This window comes from Acinetobacter sp. V115_6 (assembly GCF_031799025.1).
In the GTDB taxonomy this organism is placed as follows: Bacteria; Pseudomonadota; Gammaproteobacteria; order Pseudomonadales; family Moraxellaceae; genus Acinetobacter; species Acinetobacter pittii.
Map to the genome: position 1 here is coordinate 117,018 of NZ_JAVQNO010000018.1, position 24,348 is coordinate 141,365.

Sequence of the window (24,348 nt, forward strand, 5' to 3'; positions counted from 1 at the left end):
AATAGTTGAATTACCGCATAGTTAAAAAGAATTGAAAAAATAGCCTTTTCTGAAATCAGATGGATATAAAACTTATGCCAAGTCAGGTTCATATCCCACGCAACATATACACCTATACAGGTGGATAAAAAAGCAATAAAGATAAATAACAATTGTTGACGTAGGAAGACCATGACTTTAAGTAAAGTGACAAAGAGCAATGGCGAATACTACCATAAAAGTAATCGCCAAATTAGTAGATCTATCAATTTGCTAGATCTGCCTCCCCGCTCTTTCTTTTCAAAAACCACTTAGCCACGCCTCTTCGCATAAAGAAGCTAATCATTGGCTTCTCAATGAAGCTATAAGATATCCATCCCCATATTAATGCTCCTATTGATAATAAAATAATCATTAATTGTACTGTATTATTATTTATTAAATTTATTTTATTTAAAACAATTACACCTACACCTAGAACAAATGAGTGTGAAAGATAGAGTGAATATGAAGAATCACCTATTCTCAAGAATAAATTAGATAATTTTGTTTCTTTTTTATCAAAAAAACCTTTATTATCTAAAGTTAGCAATAGGCCCATTAATATAAAAGAAGGGAGCCCATAAATAAACAGCCTTTCTGGTATACTATTATTTATTGATAAAGTTATTAGAGCTATACTAGCAAACCCTATTAGGAACCACATATCTCTAGCTTCTCTTCTATAAATTAGAAAATACAATATCATTCCAAATAAAAATTCTAAAATAATAGGATTTGAAAGATAACCCAAATAAAAGGTTTTATATTGGATTAAGCTAGATATTGAAAATGCAGACAAAACAAAACCAGTAAATATATATCTATACTTATTAATTAATAATAATGATATTGCAAACAATAAATAGAAATGGACTTCGTATACTAAAGTCCATGCTACTTGAACAAGATTAACAAATTCTGTATATGGAATTAACAAATATGAGGGTAAAATTTTTGTTGGTGCTGATGCACTTCTATTAATTGACTCTGGACTAATAAGAAATATTAATAAAGCTATAGTCGCATATACATAAAAAATTGGATAAATTCTTACCACTCGTTTATATAAGAAGTCCCCAACTTCTACTTTTTTCCCAAAAGTAATATACATCATGATAAAACCAGAGATAATAAAAAATAAATCTACTCCTCCCGCCCCCCAAGAATAATAATCTTTTTGTTCTACTGCATAATGAACCAATATAGCTCCACTAGCATGATGTAAAACAACAGCAAGAGCTGCCAATCCTCTCAAATATTGAATTGATTTAATCATTTTTTTCCAATTTTTTGAAAAAATAATAATATTAATGGGACCCATTATTTTTAATAAGCCCCATTAATATATTACGAATACTATCTCTGAAAATATCCTATTAATATTAATTAATTTTTAGTTCTATATCCCTCTGGATTATGCTTCTGCCAATTCCAACTATCTTTTAACATATCTTCCAAACCATATTGCGGTTGCCAGCTCAACTCAGCAACAGCACGGGTATTATCTGCAAAAGAAGTCGCCACATCACCTGCTCGGCGTGGTGCGAATTCGAAAGCAACAGATACGCCATTGACCTGTTCAAAGGTATTTTTAACCTGTAATACTGATGAGCCATTACCCGTTCCAATATTCCATGCACGGCACCCTGTTGCTTGTAATCGGTTAGTTAGAGCACATAAATGTGCATTGGCTAAGTCAACGACATGAATATAATCACGTACACCAGTACCATCTACTGTGTCATAGTCATTACCATAAATAGATAATTTTTCACGGCGGCCAACAGCAACTTGTGTAACGTAAGGCATTAAATTATTTGGAATACCTTGTGGATCTTCGCCAATACGCCCACTTTTATGTGCACCTACCGGGTTAAAATAACGAAGTAAAGCAATCGACCATTTAGAATTAGAAACAGACAATTTTTGTAATAATTGCTCAACAATCAATTTAGTATAACCATAATTATTACTTGGCATACCTGTTGGCATTTCTTCATTTAAAGGAGACGTATTCGCTTCATCATATACTGTTGCAGATGAGCTAAACACAAGTGTATAAACACCTGCTTTCTCCATTGACTTAACCAGTTGGATACTACCTGCAATATTATTATCAAAATAAATAAGGGGTTTTTCCTGGCTTTCACCAACCGCTTTTAGACCTGCAAAATGAATAACTGCATCGATTGTATGATTTTGAAATACCTGATCAAGCTCATCTGCATTACGGATATCGCCTTCTACAAAAGTTAAACTTTTTTGGGTGAGTTCTTGAACTCTATTTAAAGACTCTTCTGAACTATTTGAAAGGTTGTCATAAACAATAACTTCATGGCCAGCATTCAAAAGCTCTACACAGGTATGTGAACCAATATAGCCAGCACCGCCAGTCACCAGAATTTTAGCCATCTATTTTTCCTAATAAAATTTTAATTAATCCACGCGTTGAAGCATCGAGTGTTGAAAGATCGTTTTGAACACCATTTAAAATCGGGAGTAACTGATCAGCAATCTGCTTACCTTTTTCCACTCCCCACTGATCAAAGGGATTAATGTTCCAGATTACAGACTGAACAAATACTTTATGCTCATATAAAGCAATCAACATCCCTAAACTATAAGGATTAAGCTCTTTTAAAAGTAATGTTGAACTTGGCTGGTTTCCTTCATATTGCTTATAAATAGGTAAACTCTCCAGTTCTTTTGTATCTAGAGCTTCGTTACCAAAAGCCAATAAACGTGATTGTGCTAAACAGTTTGAAAGCGCAAGATGATGTTGCTCAACTAATGCCTCAGCATTTTCTACATAAGTAAAATGATCTGCATTGTAACGTTGTATAGGGGCAATAAAATCACAACTTACTGCCTGAGTTCCTTGATGGAGTAACTGATAAAAGGCATGTTGAGCATTTGGCCCAACTTCACCCCATACAATTGGGCAAGTATCTAATTCAACTTTTTGTCCACCACGTTGTACCGATTTACCATTAGACTCCATTTCGAGCTGTTGCAAATAAGCTGCAAAATATTTCAAACGGCCATCATAAGGTAATACAGCATGGGTCTGAATATTTAAAAAGTTATTATTCCAGACGCCTAATAATGCCATAAGCACAGGTATGTTCTGCTCAAAACTTGTATTTTGGAAATGCTCATCAACAGCATGGGCACCAGCTAAAAGCTGTTGGAAACCTTCAACTCCAACCGACAATGCGATAGGTAACCCAATACACGACCAAAGAGAATAACGTCCACCAACCCAATCCCAAAGTAATAATTGATTTTCAGGAGCAATCCCCCACTCTGACATTTTGTTAGCTTTTGTAGAAACACCAATAAAATGGCTTTTTACCACCCGTTCGTGTTTCCCTAACGCTTTCTCAAGCCACTGTCGAACAGTTTGTGCATTGGATAAAGTATCAATAGTGCCAAATGACTTCGAAGAAATAATAAATAACGTTGTTTCTGGACGCAGTTGATGAAGCAATTCCGACAACTGGCTACCATCCATTGTTGATACGAAATGAACATTGAGTGGTTTAGCTGTTTTTACTTTAAAATCCGATAATGCATGGGTCACCATTTGAGGCCCTAAATCAGATCCCCCTACCCCAATATTAACGACATCTTGAATGACTTCACCTGTGGCGCCACGGTATTGTCCAGCATGGATTTTTTCAACCAACGCATACATACGCTGCAATTGGCTATGGACCTTTTCAGTTAATTCCGGAAATTTAGAATATTCTAATGGTAAACGTAAAGCCCAATGCATTGCAGCACGCTGTTCGGTACAGTTGACTTTATCTTGAGAAAATAATCGTTCAATCCAGTGAGTCAATTGTTTAGTTTTTGCTAAAGCCACCAATTGCTCTAACACACTTTTAGTCACACGGTGCTTACTATAATCAAAAACCAGTTGATCGAACTTTACAGAATATTGCTGAAATCGATCGGGCTCTGATGCAAATAATTCTTTTATATGTAAATTTGAATTTTTCTCAACCAAAGAATGAAGCTGCGCGATAGGGGAAACTAGCTCTTTGGGAAACTTCTCGATAGATTTACTCATAATCGACCTACTCCTTCATAAGCAAAACCTTTAGATTTCACATATGCTGGATCATAAATATTACGCCCATCCAAAATAAGAGGATGCTGCATCAATTGTTGTAACTGTTTAAAGTCAGGACTCCAATACTGCTTCCATGCCGTGACTAAGCATAAAGCATGTGCTCCTTGTGCTGCTTCATATTGATCAGTGCATAAAATCAGGTCTTCTCGACTGCCATATAAAGCTGCAATTTCATCAAGAGCTTGCGGATCATGTAACCGTACTTTTACACCTTGGGCCCATAAAGCAGCCAATAAGATATGAATAGGTGAGTTATGTGTGCTTGGAGTGTTCTCTTTAAATGAAGCCCCCCAAATTGCAACAGTTTTTCCACTTAAGTCACAATGATAATAGTTCCATAATTTACGGAATAAAATTTCTTTTTGTTGTTCATTAATGGCCCATACTTGTTCTAGAAGACGGCTTTTCGCACCTGTTTCAGAAACCGTACTGGAGAGTGTTAAAATATCATGTGAAAAATTTTCACCGCCAAATCCAACACCTGCTGATAAATAAGCTGCGCCAATACGTGTATCTGCAGCAATGCCATGCTTTACATTGGCAATATCAATACCTAACTTTTCCGCAACTAGAGCCAGATCATTCATATAACTAATTCTAGTCGCCAACATGCCTGAAATGCTGAGCTTAGTAAATTCGGCATCTAAAATCGGCATAAATAAATATTGATAACTAAAACGGAAAAATGGACGTAATAACTCTTGCATTATGTCTTGAGCATAACTTGATTCAACACCAACAATGACATGTTTTACATTGAGTACACTATTAATCGCATTACCCTCTTGAATCACGTCAGGGAAATAGACCCACTCGTCTTTAGGTAAATGTTGCTTTAACTTTTCTGTACCATGTAAACCAAAAGTTGAGCCATTAACCATTAACCTTGGATGAACAATTGGACGTTCACTTAACTTCTCAACCGTTTTTAAGGCAAGTTCTATTTGTGTTGGGCTAAAACAAAATAAATAAACTTCAATATCTAAAGGAATTTGAGAAAAAGGACTTTCTGTTAAAAAACCTGCCTTTCTTTGTTTATTTAAATAATGATTAACTTCTTGATCTTGATATGAAAGTACAGATATATTTTCTTCACAGGTGACACTTGTACACCAATAGATCTGATTACCATATTCAGCTAGTAACGCTGCCATTACACCAGCGTGCAAGGTGGTTCCAAATACCGCGATTTTCATTGTACACCTGATTTTAATATTCTATAGAATTCTCTTCCCATTATGGGAAGAGAATATATTGAACAGCTCACATATTCATTATTTTTTACAAATACTTAAGTTGAGCTACAAAATTTATAATTTAAGTTCTTGAATCAACTGTTTAAAATCATTTCCTAATTTAGGATGTTCAACACCATAGTGTAGAACAGCTTTTAAATAACCAAGCTTACTACCACAGTCAAAGGTTTGTCCCTGCATACGATAGGCTTCAACTACATCAGTTTGTTGCAGCATCGCAATTGCATCTGTTAGTTGAATTTCATTACCCGCACCTTTCGGTGTATTTTCGAGTAGTTGCATAATTCTTGCGGGTAAAACGTAGCGACCAACAACAGATAAATTAGACGGTGCAGAACCTACAGCAGGTTTTTCAACAATACCCTGCATAGCAATGCTTTCGCCTTCATTTGGGCTCTGTGCAACATCAACAATACCATATTGATCTACCAAGTGATCAGGCACAGCTTCTACCATTATCTGTGCCGCGTTACTTTCATCATAACGAGAAATCATACGCGATAAATCATTCTGCCCCGAACTATCTTTCACCAATACATCTGGTAATAGCACAGCAAAATCATCTTGTCCTACTATACTTTTCGCACATAAAACAGCATGCCCTAAGCCTAGAGGTTGAGGTTGTCGTACACTCACAACACTCACATGAGAAGGAACAATTTGCTTAATCTCTGCAAGCAAATCCAATTTCTTCTTTTCATTTAATATTGTTTCTAATTCAAAGTTTCGATCAAAATAATTTTCAATCGAAGCTTTTGAAGAATGAGTCACTAAAATAATCTGTTCAATTCCTGCTTCCACCGCTTCACGCACTACATATTCAATAGCTGGGCGATCAACAACGGTAACCATTTCCTTTGGAATTGACTTACTTGCAGGTAAAAAACGCGTTCCTAAACCGGCTACTGGTAAAACTGCTTTTTTGATCATAAGAAATATTTCAAGATATAAAATTTACTTTACAGATGAGTCGACATTTTCTTGGACGTCATTACCTTTAAATAAAGATGGTCCTACATGTCCTGGTGCATTAATACCTTCGCGTCTTAACATCACTTTAACTGTTTTAAACATGATTTTAAAATCAACCCAAACACTATGATTGTCTACATACCAAACGTCACATTTAAACCGTTCTTCATAATCCAGTTCATTACGCCCACTGACCTGAGCTAAACCAGTCATTCCAGGACGGACTTCTAAGCGACGTGCTTGTTCTGGAGAATATAAAGAAACAAAGTCTTTTAACATTGGACGAGGACCCACCACACTCATATCACCTTTTAAGACATTAATAAGCTGTGGCATTTCATCTAAGCTAGTAGAACGCAACTTCTGCCCAAATGGAGTAATACGAGCCTCATCTGGCAGTGGATTCCCCTGCGCATCAAAAGCATCCTTCATCGAACGGAACTTAATCATTTTAAATAATTTTCCGTCCTTCCCAGGTCTTTCTTGATAAAAGAATATGGGTGAACCTAAATTTTTACGGACCTTATAAGCAACTATCAGAAATATTGGCGACAGTACGGTTAGAGCTATTAAAGAAATGACTATGTCTACTAAACGTTTCATATTTTCATTCACTCATTTTTTAATATCTTTACGAAGAAAGGTATTATAAATTTTACCTAGCATATTTGCTGGCAACAGTCTAAACGCAGACCGTATCAGAAACAGCATATTAGCATATACAGGATTTTGTAACTTTAGTTGTTTTTTTAAATCTAGTAACTGTTTTTCACTTTTAATATATTGGAAACCTTTACGTCGTGCGTGCATACCATTACCAACACGAGCATATAGAAGGACGTCAGGTAAGTTCGCAACTTTATAATTATTCCCAATTACACGTAACCATAAGTTGTAGTCTTCCATGAATAAATGATGCTGATAACCTCCGAGAGATAAAATAACATCACGCTTGTACACGACGGTCATATGGTTAAAGGGACAACGTTTTTGTGCAAATTTTTTAATCTCGTCATGTGTTAAAGGCACAGACTTGATTACATCGGCATCAGTAATATCTTGATTAAATTCCATTACTTGAGAACTAAACAAAACAACATCGGGGTTTTGTTTTATGAAAGCAAGTTGTTTTTCAAACCGATCAGATGTACAAATATCATCAGTATCCATACGAAAAACCCAATCAGCACTACACTGTTTTAGCCCTTCGTTTAATGCCTTACCAAGCCCTACGTTTTGCGGTAACGCAACTACTTTTAGTTTTTCACCGATTTTAACTTGCCACTCCTGTACAGAAGTTGTGAGTTGCTCACCAATAGGCCCATCTAAAACTAAAACTATTTCACTTGGCTTCAAGCTCTGATTATCCCAAATGCTTTCAAAACACTTTTCTAGATATTCAGGTTTTTCTTTATGATATAGAGATAATAGAACCGAAAACATACAATTTTAACCTTCCAAAACCTTTTCAATCCAAACTTTTAAGATCTGTTCAGGCTGATATTTTTTAGCATTAATCAATGAATTTTGTGAGAATTGCGCCAACATATCTGGAGAGGAAGCAAGTTTTAAAATCGCATCTGCCAATGCCTCAATATTTTGGTTCTCAACCAACAAGCCATTTTTATGATTTTGAATAACATCACTTGGTCCAAAAGGACAATCATAAGAAACAATAGGTAACCCGAAACTCTGCGCTTCTACTAAAACCATAGGTAAACCTTCATACTTAGACGACATTACAAAAAAGTCTGATTGTCTATATAGCTCTTGCACATTTGATGTACTTCCTTTCAAAAGAACGCGCTGTAGAGAGTTCTCTTCAATATAATCTTGTAGCATTTTTTTATGTTCACCTTCACCATAAATATTAAGGTGCCACTCTGGTATCATTTGATATATTTTTTTCCAAGCTTTCAATAAATGAAGATAATTTTTCTGATCGGTTAAACGACCTATGGTTACAATTTGTTTACTACTCAGCGGAGATTCTGAGACAATAGGGAAGGGTGAAAAATTGGGAATAACAATAACTTTAGAATGAAATTTATCAAATTGCTCTTTATCCTTTTGAGTTAAGGTAACAACCTGATCAACCCACTTGTAAAAGAATTTACTTAAGACTTGAACTTTTTTAGGACGACTAATAAAAGAGACATGCTCTAATGTAACCAATTTTTTGATTTTAGGTAAAAGAGCACATAATAAAGATAACTTACCCATATTATGTACAATCACCATATCATAAGAATGACGAGAAAGATGTATCTTTAATTTTTTATAAAATTCAAAGAAGTTACCCGAAATTGCCACTACATTTACATTATCAGAAACTGGATAAGCTGTATTACTTTTAATTGATTCTCTATTTAAGAGAGTAATATCATAATTAGCCATGAGTGATAATTTGTTTGCCAGTTCAATAGCAACACGTTCAGTTCCAGATTTGTTCTTTAAGGAATTAATTACAAAAAGAATTTTCATAACTTAGCCTATCGTAATTATTTTAAAAACCAATCGTTTTAAAAGATATTGCAATTGAAATCTGGATTTCATGACGCATAAGCCTATAAAAAATAACATTTTCAAAAACTTTTTATCAGCCTTTGCCATAAATGCAGATTTTAAAAAAATATTTGACTGATCAAAATCCGCTTTATATTTAGAATATTTTTCTAAATATTGTGAAACATTCAATTCACTAAAATCATCTTTTCCAGTTTTCAGCCTCATCTCATATAGATCAAGCACATAATTTGACATCAATCTCTGATTAAAACCTATTGTAGAGGTAGTATTCCCTTCACGAATACGAACTGAATATTCATGACTATTTAGATTAGTAAAGAGTAAACCTAGTGAATGCATTCTTAATAAAAAATCATAGTCTTCAGCACCAGGAATTTCTCTATATCCTTTAAGTTTAGTATAAACTTCTCGCTTAGCTAACCAAATATGTAGAACTGGCGAAGTATACTTTATTGTTTTATTAATAATATTATCATTGATTGGCATTTCTTGCTTACCAATTATTCTATTATTAGGGTCTATAGTATTAACATGACAACCAACTAAATAATATTGAGGATTTTTTAACAAAAATTCTAACTGTTTTTCTAGTCTTTCTGGCGTACTTATGTCATCGCCATCCATTCTTGCAATAAATTCTCCTTTCGCCTGTTCTAATGCGAAATTTAAAGTTTTTACTATTTTTGAGTTTTTATCATTTTTATAAAGTCTAATTCTTGGATCAATAATAGCTAATTCAGCAACTATATTATATGTGTTATCAGTAGAGCAGTCATCAACTACTATTATTTCAATATTTTTATATGTTTGATTACAAATTGAAAGGACTGCTTCTTTAACAAAAGCCTCAACATTGTAAACCGGAATAAGAATACTTATCAAAGGTTTTGATACTAACATTTAAATTATCCTATCTATGTTTGAGCTTCTAAACACAATTAATATTTAAACTCTTTGTTTAAGGTATCTTGTTTCAATGTACATACAAGCTATTAATACAAATAAAAACGGCACATAAGCTGAAAACAAAGAGAATCCGACCACCAACAAGGGAATATAAATATATGTAATATCCTTCCCTATTTTAAAATATGAATAAACTAAGAAAAATACAAACATTAATGTACCAAGAATTCCAAACTCATAAAATAATGTAATAAATATATTATGAGCAAAGATCCCTCCAGAATAATACAAGAAGTTACTCAATCCAATTCCAAATATTTTATTGATTAGTGGAACTGAATCATAATTATCAATAGCAACAGAAATTAAATAAAATTTACTATTAAAACTACCATCAACATCTACATAACTTGTACCAGACGTATATTTCCCAACCAAGTCAGTAGCAGCATAAAAATAACTAATTAAAAACAAAATAAATATAGGAGTTTTGTATTTACTACCCGACTTAACAAAGAAATATGTGACTATAAATGAAACTATACTAGCTCTAGAAAAAGTAAGAATCAGTAAAATTATTAAAAGAGAAAATCGAATTTTACCAATATTAAAAATATTTTTCTCTTTCAAAAAAACAGCAAACATTAAAAAAAATAAAATGATAAAAGAAACAAAGTTTGAATCAAAATATAACAAACTCCACTTATAATCATAAAATGAACCTGTATGACTTGAATTCACTATTCTCAACAAAAATTCAAGAATCATAAAAAATATTAAAATATTATAAATAAAATTATAAATATAAATTCGACGCGAGACTTCGACTGTAATTCCAGTTGCGACCGTTTGAGCACCGATAAGAATACAATATAAGTAAAGTATTGTAGATAAATAACTTATTTTAGGATCAATATTAGAAAAATAATAACTACCTATTGCGAATAGTATACATGAAATTAAAAAATAACAATAAAATCCAAATTGAAATTTATCTATCTTGGACTTGGAGAATAAAAAAGAGAATAATATTACTGGAAAACCAATAAAGTAAACAGGGTTAACAGGTAATGAGTTCACACTAAAAAATGAACAAAATAATATTAATAAGAAACATAATGAAGCACTAAAACCCCTTATTTTTCTTCTAGGAGATCTTTCATATATCATTACAATATACCTCATTATTTAGAATCTTGCACTTCACTCTATATTACTCACCAATTCTGACATATAACTTCAGTTAAGACGTAACTTTTGCGGTCGAGTATACTTTCGGAATCACTTGATATCGCAAACAGATTAAAGACTGAACTGTGTTAACTAATATTAAAGGAAAATTCACTATCTTTTTAAAAAAAGATAATGAAGTATTTTCAACCTTAATATTAAATTTAAAGTTACCTATTACATTAATAATCAGAGTCAACATTAAATTACCAAATTTTTTAAAAAGTAAAGTATTAACTCCTACTATACTTTTTAAAAAATAATATATATTTAAAAATAAATTATTTCCCATTTTTCTCTATAACTTTTTTTACAAATAATTTTAAAAACCGGATTGGAGACTGGAAAAATAAACTCATAATAACTAAAAATTTATTTTTAGAGCTAAATCTTAAATTCTCCATACTATTTATCCAATGCACTTTAAATAAGGCGTCTTGATACAACTTTTCCTCTTTAAAATAAGATAAAACCTCCAATCTACCTTTATGCATTTTTTCTAATTGCTTTACTGTATTGCTATCATGTTGTCGATATTTTACAAATAAGTTTGGTACAACCAATATATTTCCAATTTTTGACAACTTTAACCACATATACCAATCTTCTATTAGCATTCCCGGTTTATAACCACCAACCTCTTTTATCACTTTAGTCTTAATCAATTGAGTGGGTGCATATAATAAGTGTTGATGCATAAAAATTTGATCAAAATTATAAATTGTATTTTTTTTAATTTCCGAGCTTGCTAATATTTCATTTTTTTCATCAATAAAATATACATTTCCTAAAACAGCTATAATATTTTCTTTATTATTATCTCCAAATAATTGAATTTGATTTTCTATTTTATCTTCTAATAAAATATCATCTGAAGCAATCGCTGAATAATACTCACCTTGACACCACTCTAAGGCTTCATTTAGCGTTGCACTCAAACCTTTATTTGCCCTATGCCTAAATTCAAAACGAACAAATCGTTTTTCACATTTTTCAATCATTTCTTCTATTTTTGAAATAGAATTATCTTTTGAACCATCATCAATAATAATTAATTCAATATTCTGATAAGTTTGACTTATTACACTCTGAATACAGTCCTGAACAAAATTCCCATGGCTATAACAAGGTATAACAACAGAAACTAAAGGTTGATTTTCACCATTCATACTGTATCCTTTTCTTTTAGACTTTTAAAAACACAAATACTCATAACTATCCAATATACGCCATAATTAATTAAGTGAGCTATAGAAACTCCTTTAAATCCGAACATATGAGTACATAGATAAGTTAGCAATATTGAAGTTACTGCAAATAAAATTTCAGTTGTCACAAATAATTTGGTCATAGCCTTACTTAACATTAAATATGCAAGTATCCAGCTACCAATTTTTAAGGAGTCACCTATCATCTGCCAAAAAAACAGATCACGCATAGGTAAAAATGTTTTAGTAAATAGAATAGCTATAATCCAGTCTCTAAGAAAATATACAGCTAGACTACCTATAGCAGCCAAAGGAAATATATATTTATATCCCAAGTAAACTTCTGACTTGATTTCCTCAAGTCTTGATAATTCTGAAAGTCTAGGTAAATAATATACGCCCAATGTTGTGGTCACTAACATTAAATATGCTGCACTGAGACGTATCATCGCTTCCCAGTAACCAGCGTATGTTACCCCATACTCGTGTGTTAGGTAGCTTCGAATAACTATCTGAGAAAGTGGAACACAGATAGCACTAACCAAAGCCATAAAAGCAAAAGCTATAAATTTTTTAGCAATAGTTTTATCTATTTTCCCAAATAGATAAGACAATTTAAACCAATCAGCTTTGTAACATAAAAATAAAGTTATTAAGAACGCTAAAGACTGATAAATTGAAAGAGCAACTAAAGCACCATATAAACCATATTTTATCGCTAGAAGACTGGTAACAGCTAAAGAAAAAATACTGCCTACAATATTTGCAATAACTAATCTTAAAACTTCTTTTTTTCCATTTAAAATGGCTAAAAAAAGTGCATTAAAGGTAAATAATGTTAGGAATACGGCAAACCAAACAAAAACCGTTTGATAAAGATCAGTATGAAAAATATAAATTGAAAGTTGTTTTTGAAAAATTAGAATAATTAATGAAAAAATTAAGCTAAAAAGTAAGACAATACTTCCCGCTGTTTTCCATATATTTCGTTGTTTGGTTTCATCTTCATAATACTCAGCCGTATATTTAATAACTGCAGTATTAATTGCACTACCGGCGAAGGTTGTCACCATTTGTATAAAATTTTGGAACTGCCCAATAGCCGCATAACCAGCTGGACCGACATAAATAGCTAAAATCTTATTTAAAATAAACATCGTGGCCGTTTTAATTAAAACAGCCACGCCATTTAGTACACTTGTTTTTAGTAAATTCATTTTAGACTTTAAAATTATTACAAATCTGAATTACTTTCTCAGCCTCTTCCACGCTTAGTGTAGGACCAATAGGTAAACTCATCACTTCAGCATGAATTTGTTCAGATACAGGATAACTTAAGTCATTCCATTCTTTATAAGCCTGTTGCTTATGAGGTGGGATAGGATAATGAATTAAAGTTTGTACACCTTGTTCAGCCAAGTACTTTTGTAAAGCCTCGCGATGCTCAGTACGAATCACAAATAAATGCCAAACGTGTTGCTGATACTCTTCAGCATTTTTCTGAGCTAAGGGTAATTGGATTAAAGGATTAACTATATGCTGCAAATATAATTGCGCAATTTTACGGCGATGGGCTATTTCTTGATCTAAATATTTTAATTTAATATCTAGCATGGCAGCTTGAATTTCATCAAGACGACTATTTACGCCAGGTACTAAATTTTTATATTTTTCATGAGAACCATAATTACGAAGAGCACGTAACATTTGTGCAAGTTCTTCATTATTAGTGGTTACAGCACCAGCATCCCCTAATGCACCTAAATTTTTACCAGGATAAAAACTAAAACCAGAAGCATCTCCCCAGTTTCCAGCTTTTATTCCATTAATTTCAGCACTATGTGATTGAGCTGAATCTTCTAAAACAAGTAGATTATATTTATTAGCAATTGCCATGATTGCAGGCATTTCTGCTAATTGCCCATATAAATGAACAGGTAAGATTACTTTCGTTTTTGGAGTAATTGCAGCCTCAATCTTGCTTGGATCGATATTATAAGTATTAATATCCGGTTCAACTAAAACTGGAGTTAGGTTATTTGCAGTGATTGCTAAAATACTTGCAATGTATGTATTTGATGGGACGATTACTTCATCACCATCATTTAGTTTCCCCAACTCTTTCCATGCTCGAAGCGTAAGAATCAAGGCATCTAAACCATTTGCAACTCCAATTGCAAATTTTACTCCACAATATTCCGCAAAGTTTTGTTCAAATTGAGCTAGCTCATTTCCGCCTATGTACCAGCCAGAGTCTATGACACGAGTACAAGCCTCAATGAGTTCTGCACGATATTGACTATTTATACTTTTTAAATCTAAGAAAGGAATCATTATTTCACATAGCCTTTAATAATTGCAGGATTTCCTACTACAATTGCATTTTCCGGAACATCTTTAGTTACTACTGCGCCTGCACCAACCAATGCATTTCGACCAATTCTTATGCCTGGTAAAATGGTAGCATTACCGCCAATACTTGCACCTTGTTCAACTATAGTTTTTAGAAACTTATCGGGATATTGCTTTGAACGGGGAGTCTTATCATTTGTAAAAGTAACGCTAGGACCAACAAAAACGTTATCTTCTAATGTAATCCCATCCCATACATATACACCTGATTTAATTGTGACGTTATTACCAATTTGCACATCATTTTCAATCATAGTGTGCGCACAAATATTACAATTTTCTCCAATAACCGCTTGTGGGAAAATCACACTATATTGCCAAACTTTTGTTTTTTGACCAATATTTTTAGATTTAACATCGGATAATGGATGAATATAAGGCTGATTTACTATACGCAGAAACTCATCGTAATTTCGAATATAATCTTGCTCTGTAAAGTGTTCACTTGCTAAAACTAGTAATACACAATCTTCTGAAAAATCATGCATTTCACGCCAGATCAATCCTTCAATAACCAAACCTTGGGTCGGGTTATCTAAAACAACTTCTTCTTTAGTAGAACCATTATCCAGAATAAATCTACAGCTACCTTTCAAACATATTGCAACTTGTTTTAAATCAATATGAGCATGAAAGCCACGCGGTTTTTGTGACGTATTAAAGATGTAATACAAACGTTTCACATCAAAAGGAATTGACTGATTAGATTCAATCGCAACTAAACCACCTCGTTCATCACCAAAACTCGGCAAGTCAATTAATTTTACAAGGCTCATGTTATTCGGTTACCAAAGAAATCAAATATTGACCATAATCATTCTTACTCATGCTTTGGCCGATTTCTAACACTTGAGCTTTCGTCAACCAACCATTATGAAGTGCAATTTCTTCAAGACAAGCCACTTTATAACCTTGACGTTTTTCAATAGTTTCAACAAACTGTGCTGCTTCAAGTAAGCTTGCATGTGTTCCTGTATCTAACCAGGCAAAACCACGTCCAAGCAACTCAACATTGAGATCACCACGGTCTAGATACATCTGGTTCACTGTCGTAATTTCAAGTTCACCACGATCTGATGGTTTTACTTGTTTTGCAATTTTCACTACATCATTATCATAAAAATAAAGACCCGTAACCGCAAAATTCGATTTTGGATGTTTTGGTTTTTCTTCTAATGAAACTGCTCGTTTTTCCTCATCAAACTCAACAACACCAAAACGTTCAGGATCTTTGACTTGATAACCAAATACGGTTGCACCCTTTTGACGGGCCACAGCTTGGCGTAGCATTGGCGTAAAACCTTGACCATAGAAAATGTTGTCACCAAGTACTAAACAGACATTACTTTCGCCAATAAACTCTTCGCCAATAATAAATGCTTGAGCTAAACCATCCGGACTTGGTTGAACGGCATAACTTAATTCAACACCGAATTGTGAGCCATCACCCAATAATCGCTTAAAGCCATCTATATCGTCTGGCGTACTGATAATAAGAACTTCACGAATACCAGCCAACATCAAAACAGACAATGGATAATAAACCATTGGCTTATCGTAAATTGGTAACAGTTGTTTTGAAACGCCTTTTGTGATCGGATACAAACGTGTCCCAGAACCACCTGCTAAAATTATACCTTTTGTACTCATTATGCACTTACACCTAATCTTTCTCTTTGGTAACTGCCATCTTGTACTCGGCGGCACCACTCTAAATTATTTAAATACCACTCAACAGTCTTTCTAATACCTGTTTCAAATGTTTCCTCAGGCTTCCAGCCTAAATCTTTTGCAATTTTAGAGGCATCAATTGCATAACGTAAATCATGTCCTGGACGATCTTTTACGAAAGAGATTAATGTCTCATAAGGTTGATGATTATTTTGTGGTTTTAATTCATCTAAAATTTTACAAATTGTTTTCACAACTTCTATATTTTGTTTTTCATTATGACCACCGATATTATAGGTTTCTCCAACTTTACCTTCAGTCACAACTTTATATAAAGCTTTGGCATGATCTTCGACATACAACCAATCACGGATCTGATCACCTTTACCATAAATCGGTAAAGCCTTACCATCCAGCGCATTTAAGATCACCAATGGAATGAGCTTTTCTGGAAAGTGGTATGGACCGTAATTGTTTGAACAATTCGTTACTACCGTTGGTAAACCATATGTTCTATGCCAAGCACGAACTAAATGATCAGAACTTGCTTTACTTGCTGAATACGGCGAACTTGGCTCATAAGATGTCGTTTCAGTGAATAGATCTGTTGTACCTTCTAAATCACCATAAACCTCATCTGTTGAAATATGATGAAATTTAAAATAAGCTTTCTTTTCTTCATTTAATTGTAGCCAGTACTTACGTGCAACCTCTAATAATGTATAAGTGCCCACAATATTTGTTGTAATAAACTCAGCGGGACCATCAATAGAGCGATCAACATGTGACTCGGCTGCTAGATGCATCACAGCATCTGGTTGGAAAATTTTAAAAATTTCTGTTAAACGCTCACTATCACAAATATCAACTTGTGCAAATTGATATCGTGGATCCATATCAATTTCAGACAATGATTCTAAATTGCCTGCATATGTTAATTTATCTATATTTAATACTTCATCTTGAGTATTTTTTATAATATTTCTAATGACAGCAGAACCAATAAAACCTGCACCACCAGTGACTAAAATTTTCATAAAATTCCTATGCTAATAACTAGTAATTTTTACAGTCGAATATCACTTTGTTCTTTATCTAAAACATATTTTAAGTCATATAAAACATGTTTCTCTTTGCCTAGTGCAATGAGTTCCTGACTCGACATTGCTTTAAACTGATCATGAGCGACAGCAATAACTATTGCATCATAATGATCTTGCTTTAATTCCGTAACCGGAGCTAAGCCATACTCGCCTTCAACTTCGGCACTATCCACCCAAGGATCGTAAATATCAAGATCTAAATCGTATTCCTTTAGTGCTTTCACCATATCTACAATTTTGGTGTTCCGAATATCAGGGCAGTTTTCTTTAAAGCTCAAACCTAAAATTAGTATACGAGCACCTACCACTTGTATGCGCTGCTTTACCATTTCTTTGATCAATTGGGTTGCAACATATTCACCCATACGATCATTTAAACGACGAGCTGCCAAAATAATTTCTGGATGTAAACCAATTGACTCTGCTTTATGCGTTAAATAATACGGGTCAACACCAATACAATGACCACCAACTAAACCAGGTCTAAAGTTTAAAAAATTCCATTTTGTACCTGCTGCCTTGAGTACATCTTCTGTATCGATACCCATTTTATTAAAAATCAGAGCCAACTCATTGATTAAAGCGATATTCACATCTCTTTGTGTATTTTCAATGACTTTAGCAGCCTCAGCGACTTTGATACTCGGGGCCTTATGTGTACCCGCCTCAATAATTAAATTATATACTTGATCAACATAGTCAGTGACCTCTGGAGTCGAACCTGAGGTAATTTTTAAAATATTAGTGACACGTCGTTGTTTATCACCAGGATTAATACGTTCTGGACTATAACCAACAAAGAAATCTTTATTAAAATTTAAACCCGAATGTTTTTCTAATTCAGGTATACAAACCTCTTCTGTCGCACCAGGATAAACCGTTGACTCATAAACAACGATATCGCCTTTTTTTAGAACTTTAGCAATGCTTTGGGATGCTTTTATTAGCGGGGTCAGATCTGGCTGTTTAAAATCATCGATTGGTGTAGGTACAGTAACTATAAAAAAATTTGAATTTTTTAAATCATTGATATCTGCAGTGTATGAGAGATGTTCTACTTGTTTTAGCTCATCTGATGTGACTTCTAATGTATGGTCATAGCCACTTTGTAACTCTCGTATCCGTTGCGGGTTTATATCAAAGCCTATCGTAGGTTTATGTTTACCAAATTCAGCCGCTAAAGGCAGCCCAACATACCCTAAGCCGATAATTGATATTTTTAATTGTTCGAGTTGAAACATATATAAAACCTAGCCATTTAGATCTAAATGGACAAACATCATGGATACGACCTACTACGATAATATAGCAGACTTTAAACAAAAATTTCTTGAAATATACAATCTGCGCTTAGCAAATAAAGTATGATTTGGGTTAATTATAGACTACAATCCAATATCTTCATGCAAAGTATCATTGGATTACAAACAATAAAGGGTTTGAATGTGAAGCATCAGAGCACATTATTATTTTTAGCCATTTCACTTTCGTTTACAGGATGTGCAGTCACCTCAGGCTTACAAACTTACGACTTACCCGAACAAGGGAGCTTTAAAACAGCTCAAGGAGCAGAAGTTTCTGTTGTCCAACTTACCCAAAACAATATTCCAAAGATTAGTTCTGAGTCTTTGAGTCCACAGGGAAATGTAAGTGCTCTATTTAATACTCCCTTTTACCAATATCGCTTAAGTCCTGGAGATGTCTTATCTATTCAACTTTGGGCATATCCTGAAATTACTCCCCCTATTCAAGGGGCTTCAAGTGATATTAAAGCATTTGGTTATCCAATTGACTCTGCTGGAAATGTTCAATTGCCACTCGTAGGCCAAGTTCATATTGCCGGGAAAACACTTGCTGAGACCAATAAATATTTACGTAATCAATTTGCTAAATATTTAAAAACACCTGATGTTGTAGTTCGAGTTTTATCTTATCAAGCCAAACGTTATTTTGTTAACGGTCAGGTTATGAAAAGTGGTCAATATACCTTAGATGATCAACCTATCAGTATTTATACAGCCCTCAGTATGGCAGGTGGTGTAAATCAAGAATCTGGTGACAATACTGATATTCAGCTTATTCGTAATGGTGAAGTTTATAACTTAAATGTTGTTGCACTTGAGAAACAAGGCTATTCACTTCACAAATTATTGGTTCAACCCAATGATACGATCTATGTAAATACCAAACAAAATCAAAAACTCTATGTTATGGGTGAGTCCAATAGAAGCTCAGCTATTCCATTAAGAGATCAGGGTATGACACTAAGTGATGTATTAGGTGAAAGTGAAGGTGTTAACCCATACTCTGCAAGTGCTGCGCGTATTTATGTGATGCGTACCGATTTACACACAAGAAAATCAACAATTTATCAGCTCAATTTGAGTAGTATTGGTAACCTTGCATTATCTAATCAATTTCAAATGCAAAAAAATGATATTGTTTATATCGATGCAACTGGTTTAACACGCTGGCAGCGTATCATGAACCAGATTGTACCGTTCTCAAGTGCACTTTATACCTTTGATCAATTGGGTAAAAACTAGCATGCAGTTACAAAACATCTTAGTGGTCTGTGTTGGTAATATTTGCCGTAGCCCAATGGCAGAGTACTTTTTAAAGACCCAGCATCCTACATTAAATATCTCATCTGCTGGTATTTCAGCCTTAGTAGGTCATACTGCAGATGATAAAGCGATTCATTGTATGGATCAGTTGAATATTGATATGAGACCACACGTGGCCCGTCAGCTCAGCGCTGAATTGATCAAACAAAATGATTTGATTCTGGTCATGAGCAATAATCAGCAAAAGCATATTGAACAAACTTGGCCATTTGCTAAGGGTAAAATTTTTAGGCTTGGCCATTGGCAAGGGCAAAATATACCTGACCCCTATCAACATGACCAAGCTTTTTTTGATCAGACTTGCCGCAACATTCAAAGCTATGTGCAAGATTGGCGCACTCAATTATAATTGTATATTAGTTGTAAATTTATGAACCAAAACTCTAAAACTAGCGAAGATAGCATCGATTTAAAAGAGTTATTCTTTTCATTGATTGCACAGTGGAAAATCATAGCATGCTGCGTGGTCTTAAGTTTAATTTGTGCCTTGCTATACTTACGGATAACGCCAGATACTTATTCTGTAGATGCAATGGTACAAGTTGAGGACAGTAAAGGCGCTGCCTCTGCTGCTTTGCTTGGCGACCTTTCTAAAGTCAGTGGAGGTCTATCTCAAAAATCACCAGCTGATCCAGAAATAGAGATTCTTCGTTCTAGAATGGTTTTAGGACAAGTCATCCAGAACCTTAATCTTGATATTAACGTCAAAGATAACCAATCAGGATTGATCGATAAGTTAATTTCACAAGATAAGAGTAGACTTGAGTATCGTCATGAATCTGTACTGTACAGTAATCAAAATAATAATTTGATTATACGAGAACTTAAAGTACCTGAATATTATTTAGATAAACCCTTAAAGTTAGAGTTCAAAGGTGCAAATCAATTTACTTTAACGTACAAAGATCAAGTTATATTTGATGGTCAATTAAACAAGAAAAATATACTAAATACAGATAGAGGGCTTTGGCAGGTACAACTTAATGCTCAAGGTAATCTGAAAGAACAAAGCTACACTTTAACTAAGCTCGCTCTACCAACAGCCGTTAAAAATTTTAATGATATCTATAGTGTTGCTGAAAAAGGTAAAGTGACCGGTGTTATTGGTTTAAATTATCTAGGCCAAGATCCTGAGCACATTACACAAGTACTTAATAATGTTTTAAATGTTTATCATGAACAAAATATTGAGAGAAAGTCGTTAGAAACAAAACAGACTTTAGCTTTCCTTGAAAAACAGTTACCAGATCTTAGAAAACAGTTAGAAGATTCTGAGATCAAATTTAACCAGTTCCGTGAAAAGTATAAAACGGTAGATGTTAATGCTGAATCTGAATTATTACTTAAACAAAATATTGATTTAGAAAAGCTTAAAATTGAGTTACAACAGAAACAAGCTGAGCTTTCTGCTAAATATACTAATGATCATCCATTAATCTTGCAAATTGATGCACAAATTACAGAGATTAATAAAAAGATTGCTGATCTTAATAATCGTTTAACTCAACTTCCTGAGACGCAACGTTTATATTTACAACTATATCGTGATGTAAAGGTCAATACTGAGCTATATACATCATTACTCAACTCATATCAGCAACTCAAAATTGCTAATGCGGGTGAAATTGGTAATGTTCGCATTATTGATACTGCTGTAGAACCAGTTAAACCTATTAAACCTAAAAAATTGATTGTTCTAATACTTTCTATTTTTGTTGGTGGTTTTATCGGTGTATTAATTGCATTATTACGCAAAATGATGCGTAGCGGAGTTAATGATTCAACTCAAATTGAAAATGAATTAGATCTGTCAGTTTATGCGACCGTACCTCGTTCTCCTATTCAAGAGACTCGTATGAGTATTTTGAAAAAGAAAAAGAGTATTCCTATTTTAGCAGTTAAAAGTAGTGATGATATTGCAATTGAAAGTTTGCGTAGTATTCGTACTGCCATTCACTTTGCTTTAACCTCAGCAAAAAATAATATTATTATGATTGCTGGCCCGTCTCCGGAAGTTGGTAAATCTTTTATTTCAACTAACTTGGCTACTATTTTTGCACAAGGAAATAAACGCGTATTATTGATTGATGCTGATATGCGTCGTGGTTATATGCATAAATACTTCAATGTTGACGTAAAACCTGGTCTTTCTGAATTATTAAGTGGCCAAGCTGACTTGACACAAGTTTTACATAAAACGCAAGTTGCGAATCTCGACGTGATTACCCGTGGTAAGAGTCCAACCAACCCTTCAGAAATGTTGAGCTCTACCCAGTTCAAAGACTTACTAGAGAAGTTCCAAACTCAATATGACCATATCATTATTGATACACCACCAGTGCTTGCAGTAACTGATGGTATTATTATTTCACAGTACACAGGTGTGAACTTAATTGTTGCTCGTTATGCTAAGTCTCATATGAAAGAGCTTGAGTTAACAGTTAACCGCTTTGAACAAGCTGGTGTTAAAGTGAATGGCTTTATCCTTAACGATATTCAACGCTCTAGTGGCGGTGGTTATGGCTATAACTATGCCTATGCATATAAAGCACAAAAAGAAGATTAATTAAGAGTTTTCTTAAAAAACCGGATCATTTGATCCGGTTTTTTTATTTGATTTTTTAAGTTTCACCAAATTAAAACTAACTAAAATATATAAAAAACCACTCGTTTTTTTTCTTAAACATTCTATGCTTAAGCATGCTAAGATCAAAAGCAGCCTTTTTAGACTCAAATGATTATTTTTGGAACCTTTTATGAGTAAAGCCTTACCCATTGCTGTCGCTGTAGTTTTAGGCGGTGCTGCACTTGTACCAGTTTATTATGCAAGCCAACATCCGACCACAGAAGTCGGAAGCAAAGCAAATAAAAATGCCTCTCCAATTGAAAAAATCAGTTATATTCTTGGGTACGAAGTTGCTCAGCAAACTCCACCTGAACTAGACACAAAATCATTTGTGAAGGGGATTCATGATGCTCGTAATAAGCAACCAAGTGCTTATACTCAAGAAGAGTTAAAAGCTGCTGTTGCTGCTTATGAAAAAGAATTGCAGCAAAAAATGCAACAACAAGATAAATCAGAGCAAGCTGCTGGAGCAGCGTCTGAATCTGCAGATGTTCAATTCCTAGCAGAAAATAAAACAAAAGCTGGTGTAAAAACTACAGCATCTGGCTTGCAATACATCATTACTAAAGAAGGCACAGGTAAACAACCAACTGCGCAATCTATGGTTAAAGTACATTACGAAGGCCGATTAATTAATGGTCAAGTATTTGATAGTTCTTATAAGCGCGGTGAACCAGTTGAGTTTCCTCTCAATCAGGTTATTCCAGGTTGGACTGAAGGGCTTCAGCTCATGAAAGAAGGCGGCAAAGCGACGTTCTTTATTCCATCTAATCTTGCTTATGGTCCTCAGGAACTTCCTGGCATTCCAGCAAACAGTACGCTGATTTTTGATGTAGAACTCATTTCAGTGAAATAAATACATTCAGGAGAGTAAAACAGTACTCTCCTTTTTTTTTGGAAAACGGCATGAAAAAAATCGGTTTAATTATTGCAGCATCAACCATGAGTTTATCTGTTTTTGCTGCAACTCCTATAACGAATAAAAGTCCAGCAAAAGAACAATTTAGTTATAGTTATGGCTATTTAATGGGTCGTAATAATACGGATGCGCTAACAGATCTGAATCTTGATATTTTTTACCAAGGTCTCCAAGAAGGTGCTCAGAGTAAAACAGCACGCTTAACTGATGAAGAAATGGCGAAAGCGATTAATGACTATAAGAAAACATTAGAAGCCAAACAACTCGTCGAATTTCAAAAAACAGGTCAACTAAACGCTCAAGCAGGTGCGGCATTTCTTGCTGACAATGCAAAAAAATCTGGTGTGATAACGACTAAATCTGGTCTCCAATACCAAGTGTTAAAAGAAGGCAATGGACAAAAACCGAAAGCTACCTCTCGCGTTAAAGTGAATTATGAAGGTCGTTTACTAGATGGAACCGTATTTGATAGTTCTATTGCTCGTAATCATCCAGTTGAGTTTCAGCTCAGCCAAGTCATTGCAGGTTGGACAGAAGGTCTACAAACCATGAAAGAAGGCGGAAAAACACGTTTCTTTATTCCTGCCAATCTTGCTTATGGTGAAGTCGGTGCTGGTGACACGATTGGTCCAAATAGTACTTTAATTTTTGATATTGAATTACTACAAGTTTTACCAAAATAAATTCATTAGATATAAAAAAGCGATCATTTAAGATCGCTTTTTTTATT

General features: G+C 33.9%; 22 protein-coding genes. 5 read left to right on the forward strand and 17 right to left on the reverse strand.

The window, feature by feature from the left end; translation table 11 throughout:
• Positions 1–244: 244 nt before the first annotated feature.
• From RMA94_RS06470 to tviB, 17 genes are all read right to left on the reverse strand, one after another.
• Positions 245–1,297 carry an acyltransferase gene (locus RMA94_RS06470; protein ID WP_311082289.1) on the reverse strand — a complete coding sequence of 351 codons (1,053 nt, stop codon included), beginning with the start codon at positions 1,295–1,297 and terminating at the stop codon, positions 245–247.
• A 110-nt stretch (positions 1,298–1,407) separates the two neighbouring features.
• A complete protein-coding gene (gene galE, locus RMA94_RS06475; protein ID WP_130174175.1) occupies positions 1,408–2,433 on the reverse strand; it encodes a UDP-glucose 4-epimerase GalE in 1,026 nt (341 codons plus the stop codon).
• Positions 2,426–4,096, reverse strand: a complete 1,671-nt coding sequence (pgi, locus tag RMA94_RS06480; protein WP_130174174.1) for a glucose-6-phosphate isomerase — start codon at positions 4,094–4,096, stop codon at positions 2,426–2,428. Before pgi ends, galE begins: the two co-directional genes overlap by 8 nt.
• Positions 4,093–5,355: a nucleotide sugar dehydrogenase gene (locus RMA94_RS06485; protein ID WP_130174173.1), complete on the reverse strand. Its 1,263-nt coding sequence runs from the start codon at positions 5,353–5,355 to the stop codon at positions 4,093–4,095. Before RMA94_RS06485 ends, pgi begins: the two co-directional genes overlap by 4 nt.
• Positions 5,356–5,469: 114 nt before the next feature.
• Positions 5,470–6,345, reverse strand: a complete 876-nt coding sequence (galU, locus tag RMA94_RS06490; RefSeq protein ID WP_130174172.1) for a UTP--glucose-1-phosphate uridylyltransferase GalU — start codon at positions 6,343–6,345, stop codon at positions 5,470–5,472.
• Between the two features lie 24 nt (positions 6,346–6,369).
• On the reverse strand, positions 6,370–6,990 hold the full coding sequence (locus RMA94_RS06495; RefSeq protein WP_031952051.1) for a sugar transferase: 621 nt from the start codon (positions 6,988–6,990) through the stop codon (positions 6,370–6,372).
• Between the two features lie 12 nt (positions 6,991–7,002).
• Positions 7,003–7,830, reverse strand: a complete 828-nt coding sequence (locus RMA94_RS06500; RefSeq protein ID WP_130174171.1) for a glycosyltransferase — start codon at positions 7,828–7,830, stop codon at positions 7,003–7,005.
• Between the two features lie 6 nt (positions 7,831–7,836).
• The gene (locus RMA94_RS06505) at positions 7,837–8,871 is read right to left on the reverse strand and encodes a glycosyltransferase family 4 protein (protein WP_311082294.1); all 1,035 of its coding nucleotides are present in this window, start codon (positions 8,869–8,871) and stop codon (positions 7,837–7,839) included.
• A gap of 3 nt (positions 8,872–8,874) precedes the next feature.
• On the reverse strand, positions 8,875–9,816 hold the full coding sequence (locus RMA94_RS06510; protein WP_130174169.1) for a glycosyltransferase family 2 protein: 942 nt from the start codon (positions 9,814–9,816) through the stop codon (positions 8,875–8,877).
• A 45-nt stretch (positions 9,817–9,861) separates the two neighbouring features.
• A complete protein-coding gene (locus tag RMA94_RS06515) occupies positions 9,862–10,992 on the reverse strand; it encodes an oligosaccharide repeat unit polymerase (RefSeq protein ID WP_130174168.1) in 1,131 nt (376 codons plus the stop codon).
• 341 nt (positions 10,993–11,333) lie between these two features.
• Complete coding sequence (locus tag RMA94_RS06520) at positions 11,334–12,221, reverse strand: glycosyltransferase (RefSeq protein ID WP_130174167.1); 888 nt, start codon at positions 12,219–12,221, stop codon at positions 11,334–11,336.
• Positions 12,218–13,477, reverse strand: coding sequence for an O-antigen translocase (locus RMA94_RS06525; protein WP_100192175.1), 1,260 nt, complete (start codon positions 13,475–13,477; stop codon positions 12,218–12,220). Before RMA94_RS06525 ends, RMA94_RS06520 begins: the two co-directional genes overlap by 4 nt.
• A gap of 1 nt (position 13,478) precedes the next feature.
• On the reverse strand, positions 13,479–14,594 hold the full coding sequence (locus tag RMA94_RS06530; RefSeq protein ID WP_130174166.1) for a DegT/DnrJ/EryC1/StrS aminotransferase family protein: 1,116 nt from the start codon (positions 14,592–14,594) through the stop codon (positions 13,479–13,481).
• A complete protein-coding gene (locus tag RMA94_RS06535) occupies positions 14,594–15,448 on the reverse strand; it encodes a WxcM-like domain-containing protein (RefSeq protein ID WP_130174165.1) in 855 nt (284 codons plus the stop codon). The genes RMA94_RS06530 and RMA94_RS06535 overlap by 1 nt, the downstream gene beginning before the upstream one ends.
• Position 15,449: 1 nt before the next feature.
• Positions 15,450–16,322: a glucose-1-phosphate thymidylyltransferase RfbA gene (gene rfbA, locus RMA94_RS06540; protein WP_130174164.1), complete on the reverse strand. Its 873-nt coding sequence runs from the start codon at positions 16,320–16,322 to the stop codon at positions 15,450–15,452.
• Entirely contained in the window at positions 16,322–17,380 is a 1,059-nt protein-coding gene (gene rfbB, locus RMA94_RS06545; RefSeq protein ID WP_311082295.1) for a dTDP-glucose 4,6-dehydratase, read from the reverse strand. The genes rfbA and rfbB overlap by 1 nt, the downstream gene beginning before the upstream one ends.
• 29 nt (positions 17,381–17,409) lie before the next feature.
• Positions 17,410–18,687 carry a Vi polysaccharide biosynthesis UDP-N-acetylglucosamine C-6 dehydrogenase TviB gene (tviB, locus tag RMA94_RS06550; protein WP_130174162.1) on the reverse strand — a complete coding sequence of 426 codons (1,278 nt, stop codon included), beginning with the start codon at positions 18,685–18,687 and terminating at the stop codon, positions 17,410–17,412.
• Between the two features lie 162 nt (positions 18,688–18,849).
• On the opposite strand from tviB, the gene RMA94_RS06555 reads away from it, so the two are divergent.
• The 5 genes from RMA94_RS06555 (at position 18,850) to RMA94_RS06575 (ending at position 24,301) form a co-directional block, all read left to right on the forward strand.
• Positions 18,850–19,992 carry a polysaccharide biosynthesis/export family protein gene (locus RMA94_RS06555; protein ID WP_171457664.1) on the forward strand — a complete coding sequence of 381 codons (1,143 nt, stop codon included), beginning with the start codon at positions 18,850–18,852 and terminating at the stop codon, positions 19,990–19,992.
• A 1-nt stretch (position 19,993) separates the two neighbouring features.
• On the forward strand, positions 19,994–20,422 hold the full coding sequence (locus tag RMA94_RS06560) for a low molecular weight protein-tyrosine-phosphatase (protein ID WP_001176904.1): 429 nt from the start codon (positions 19,994–19,996) through the stop codon (positions 20,420–20,422).
• Between the two features lie 21 nt (positions 20,423–20,443).
• Entirely contained in the window at positions 20,444–22,639 is a 2,196-nt protein-coding gene (locus RMA94_RS06565; RefSeq protein WP_130174160.1) for a polysaccharide biosynthesis tyrosine autokinase, read from the forward strand.
• A 190-nt stretch (positions 22,640–22,829) separates the two neighbouring features.
• On the forward strand, positions 22,830–23,555 hold the full coding sequence (locus RMA94_RS06570; RefSeq protein ID WP_311082296.1) for an FKBP-type peptidyl-prolyl cis-trans isomerase: 726 nt from the start codon (positions 22,830–22,832) through the stop codon (positions 23,553–23,555).
• Positions 23,556–23,605: 50 nt separating this feature from the next.
• Positions 23,606–24,301 (forward strand): FKBP-type peptidyl-prolyl cis-trans isomerase, encoded by a 696-nt coding sequence (locus RMA94_RS06575; RefSeq protein WP_016139674.1) that lies wholly within the window; start codon positions 23,606–23,608, stop codon positions 24,299–24,301.
• Positions 24,302–24,348 lie beyond the last annotated feature (47 nt).

Excerpts from the sequence above, each read along its gene's own strand:
- RMA94_RS06470 (WP_311082289.1), bottom strand. The coding sequence starts at position 1,297 with ATGATTAAATCAATTCAATATTTGAGAGGATTGGCAGCTCTTGCTGTT.
- galE (WP_130174175.1), bottom strand. The coding sequence starts at position 2,433 with ATGGCTAAAATTCTGGTGACTGGCGGTGCTGGCTATATTGGTTCACAT.
- pgi (WP_130174174.1), bottom strand. The coding sequence starts at position 4,096 with ATGAGTAAATCTATCGAGAAGTTTCCCAAAGAGCTAGTTTCCCCTATC.
- RMA94_RS06485 (WP_130174173.1), bottom strand. The coding sequence starts at position 5,355 with ATGAAAATCGCGGTATTTGGAACCACCTTGCACGCTGGTGTAATGGCA.
- galU (WP_130174172.1), bottom strand. The coding sequence starts at position 6,345 with ATGATCAAAAAAGCAGTTTTACCAGTAGCCGGTTTAGGAACGCGTTTT.
- RMA94_RS06495 (WP_031952051.1), bottom strand. The coding sequence starts at position 6,990 with ATGAAACGTTTAGTAGACATAGTCATTTCTTTAATAGCTCTAACCGTA.
- RMA94_RS06500 (WP_130174171.1), bottom strand. The coding sequence starts at position 7,830 with ATGTTTTCGGTTCTATTATCTCTATATCATAAAGAAAAACCTGAATAT.
- RMA94_RS06505 (WP_311082294.1), bottom strand. The coding sequence starts at position 8,871 with ATGAAAATTCTTTTTGTAATTAATTCCTTAAAGAACAAATCTGGAACT.
- RMA94_RS06510 (WP_130174169.1), bottom strand. The coding sequence starts at position 9,816 with ATGTTAGTATCAAAACCTTTGATAAGTATTCTTATTCCGGTTTACAAT.
- RMA94_RS06515 (WP_130174168.1), bottom strand. The coding sequence starts at position 10,992 with ATGATATATGAAAGATCTCCTAGAAGAAAAATAAGGGGTTTTAGTGCT.
- RMA94_RS06520 (WP_130174167.1), bottom strand. The coding sequence starts at position 12,221 with ATGAATGGTGAAAATCAACCTTTAGTTTCTGTTGTTATACCTTGTTAT.
- RMA94_RS06525 (WP_100192175.1), bottom strand. The coding sequence starts at position 13,477 with ATGAATTTACTAAAAACAAGTGTACTAAATGGCGTGGCTGTTTTAATT.
- RMA94_RS06530 (WP_130174166.1), bottom strand. The coding sequence starts at position 14,594 with ATGATTCCTTTCTTAGATTTAAAAAGTATAAATAGTCAATATCGTGCA.
- RMA94_RS06535 (WP_130174165.1), bottom strand. The coding sequence starts at position 15,448 with ATGAGCCTTGTAAAATTAATTGACTTGCCGAGTTTTGGTGATGAACGA.
- rfbA (WP_130174164.1), bottom strand. The coding sequence starts at position 16,322 with ATGAGTACAAAAGGTATAATTTTAGCAGGTGGTTCTGGGACACGTTTG.
- rfbB (WP_311082295.1), bottom strand. The coding sequence starts at position 17,380 with ATGAAAATTTTAGTCACTGGTGGTGCAGGTTTTATTGGTTCTGCTGTC.
- tviB (WP_130174162.1), bottom strand. The coding sequence starts at position 18,687 with ATGTTTCAACTCGAACAATTAAAAATATCAATTATCGGCTTAGGGTAT.
- RMA94_RS06555 (WP_171457664.1), top strand. The coding sequence starts at position 18,850 with ATGCAAAGTATCATTGGATTACAAACAATAAAGGGTTTGAATGTGAAG.
- RMA94_RS06560 (WP_001176904.1), top strand. The coding sequence starts at position 19,994 with ATGCAGTTACAAAACATCTTAGTGGTCTGTGTTGGTAATATTTGCCGT.
- RMA94_RS06565 (WP_130174160.1), top strand. The coding sequence starts at position 20,444 with ATGAACCAAAACTCTAAAACTAGCGAAGATAGCATCGATTTAAAAGAG.
- RMA94_RS06570 (WP_311082296.1), top strand. The coding sequence starts at position 22,830 with ATGAGTAAAGCCTTACCCATTGCTGTCGCTGTAGTTTTAGGCGGTGCT.
- RMA94_RS06575 (WP_016139674.1), top strand. The coding sequence starts at position 23,606 with ATGAAAAAAATCGGTTTAATTATTGCAGCATCAACCATGAGTTTATCT.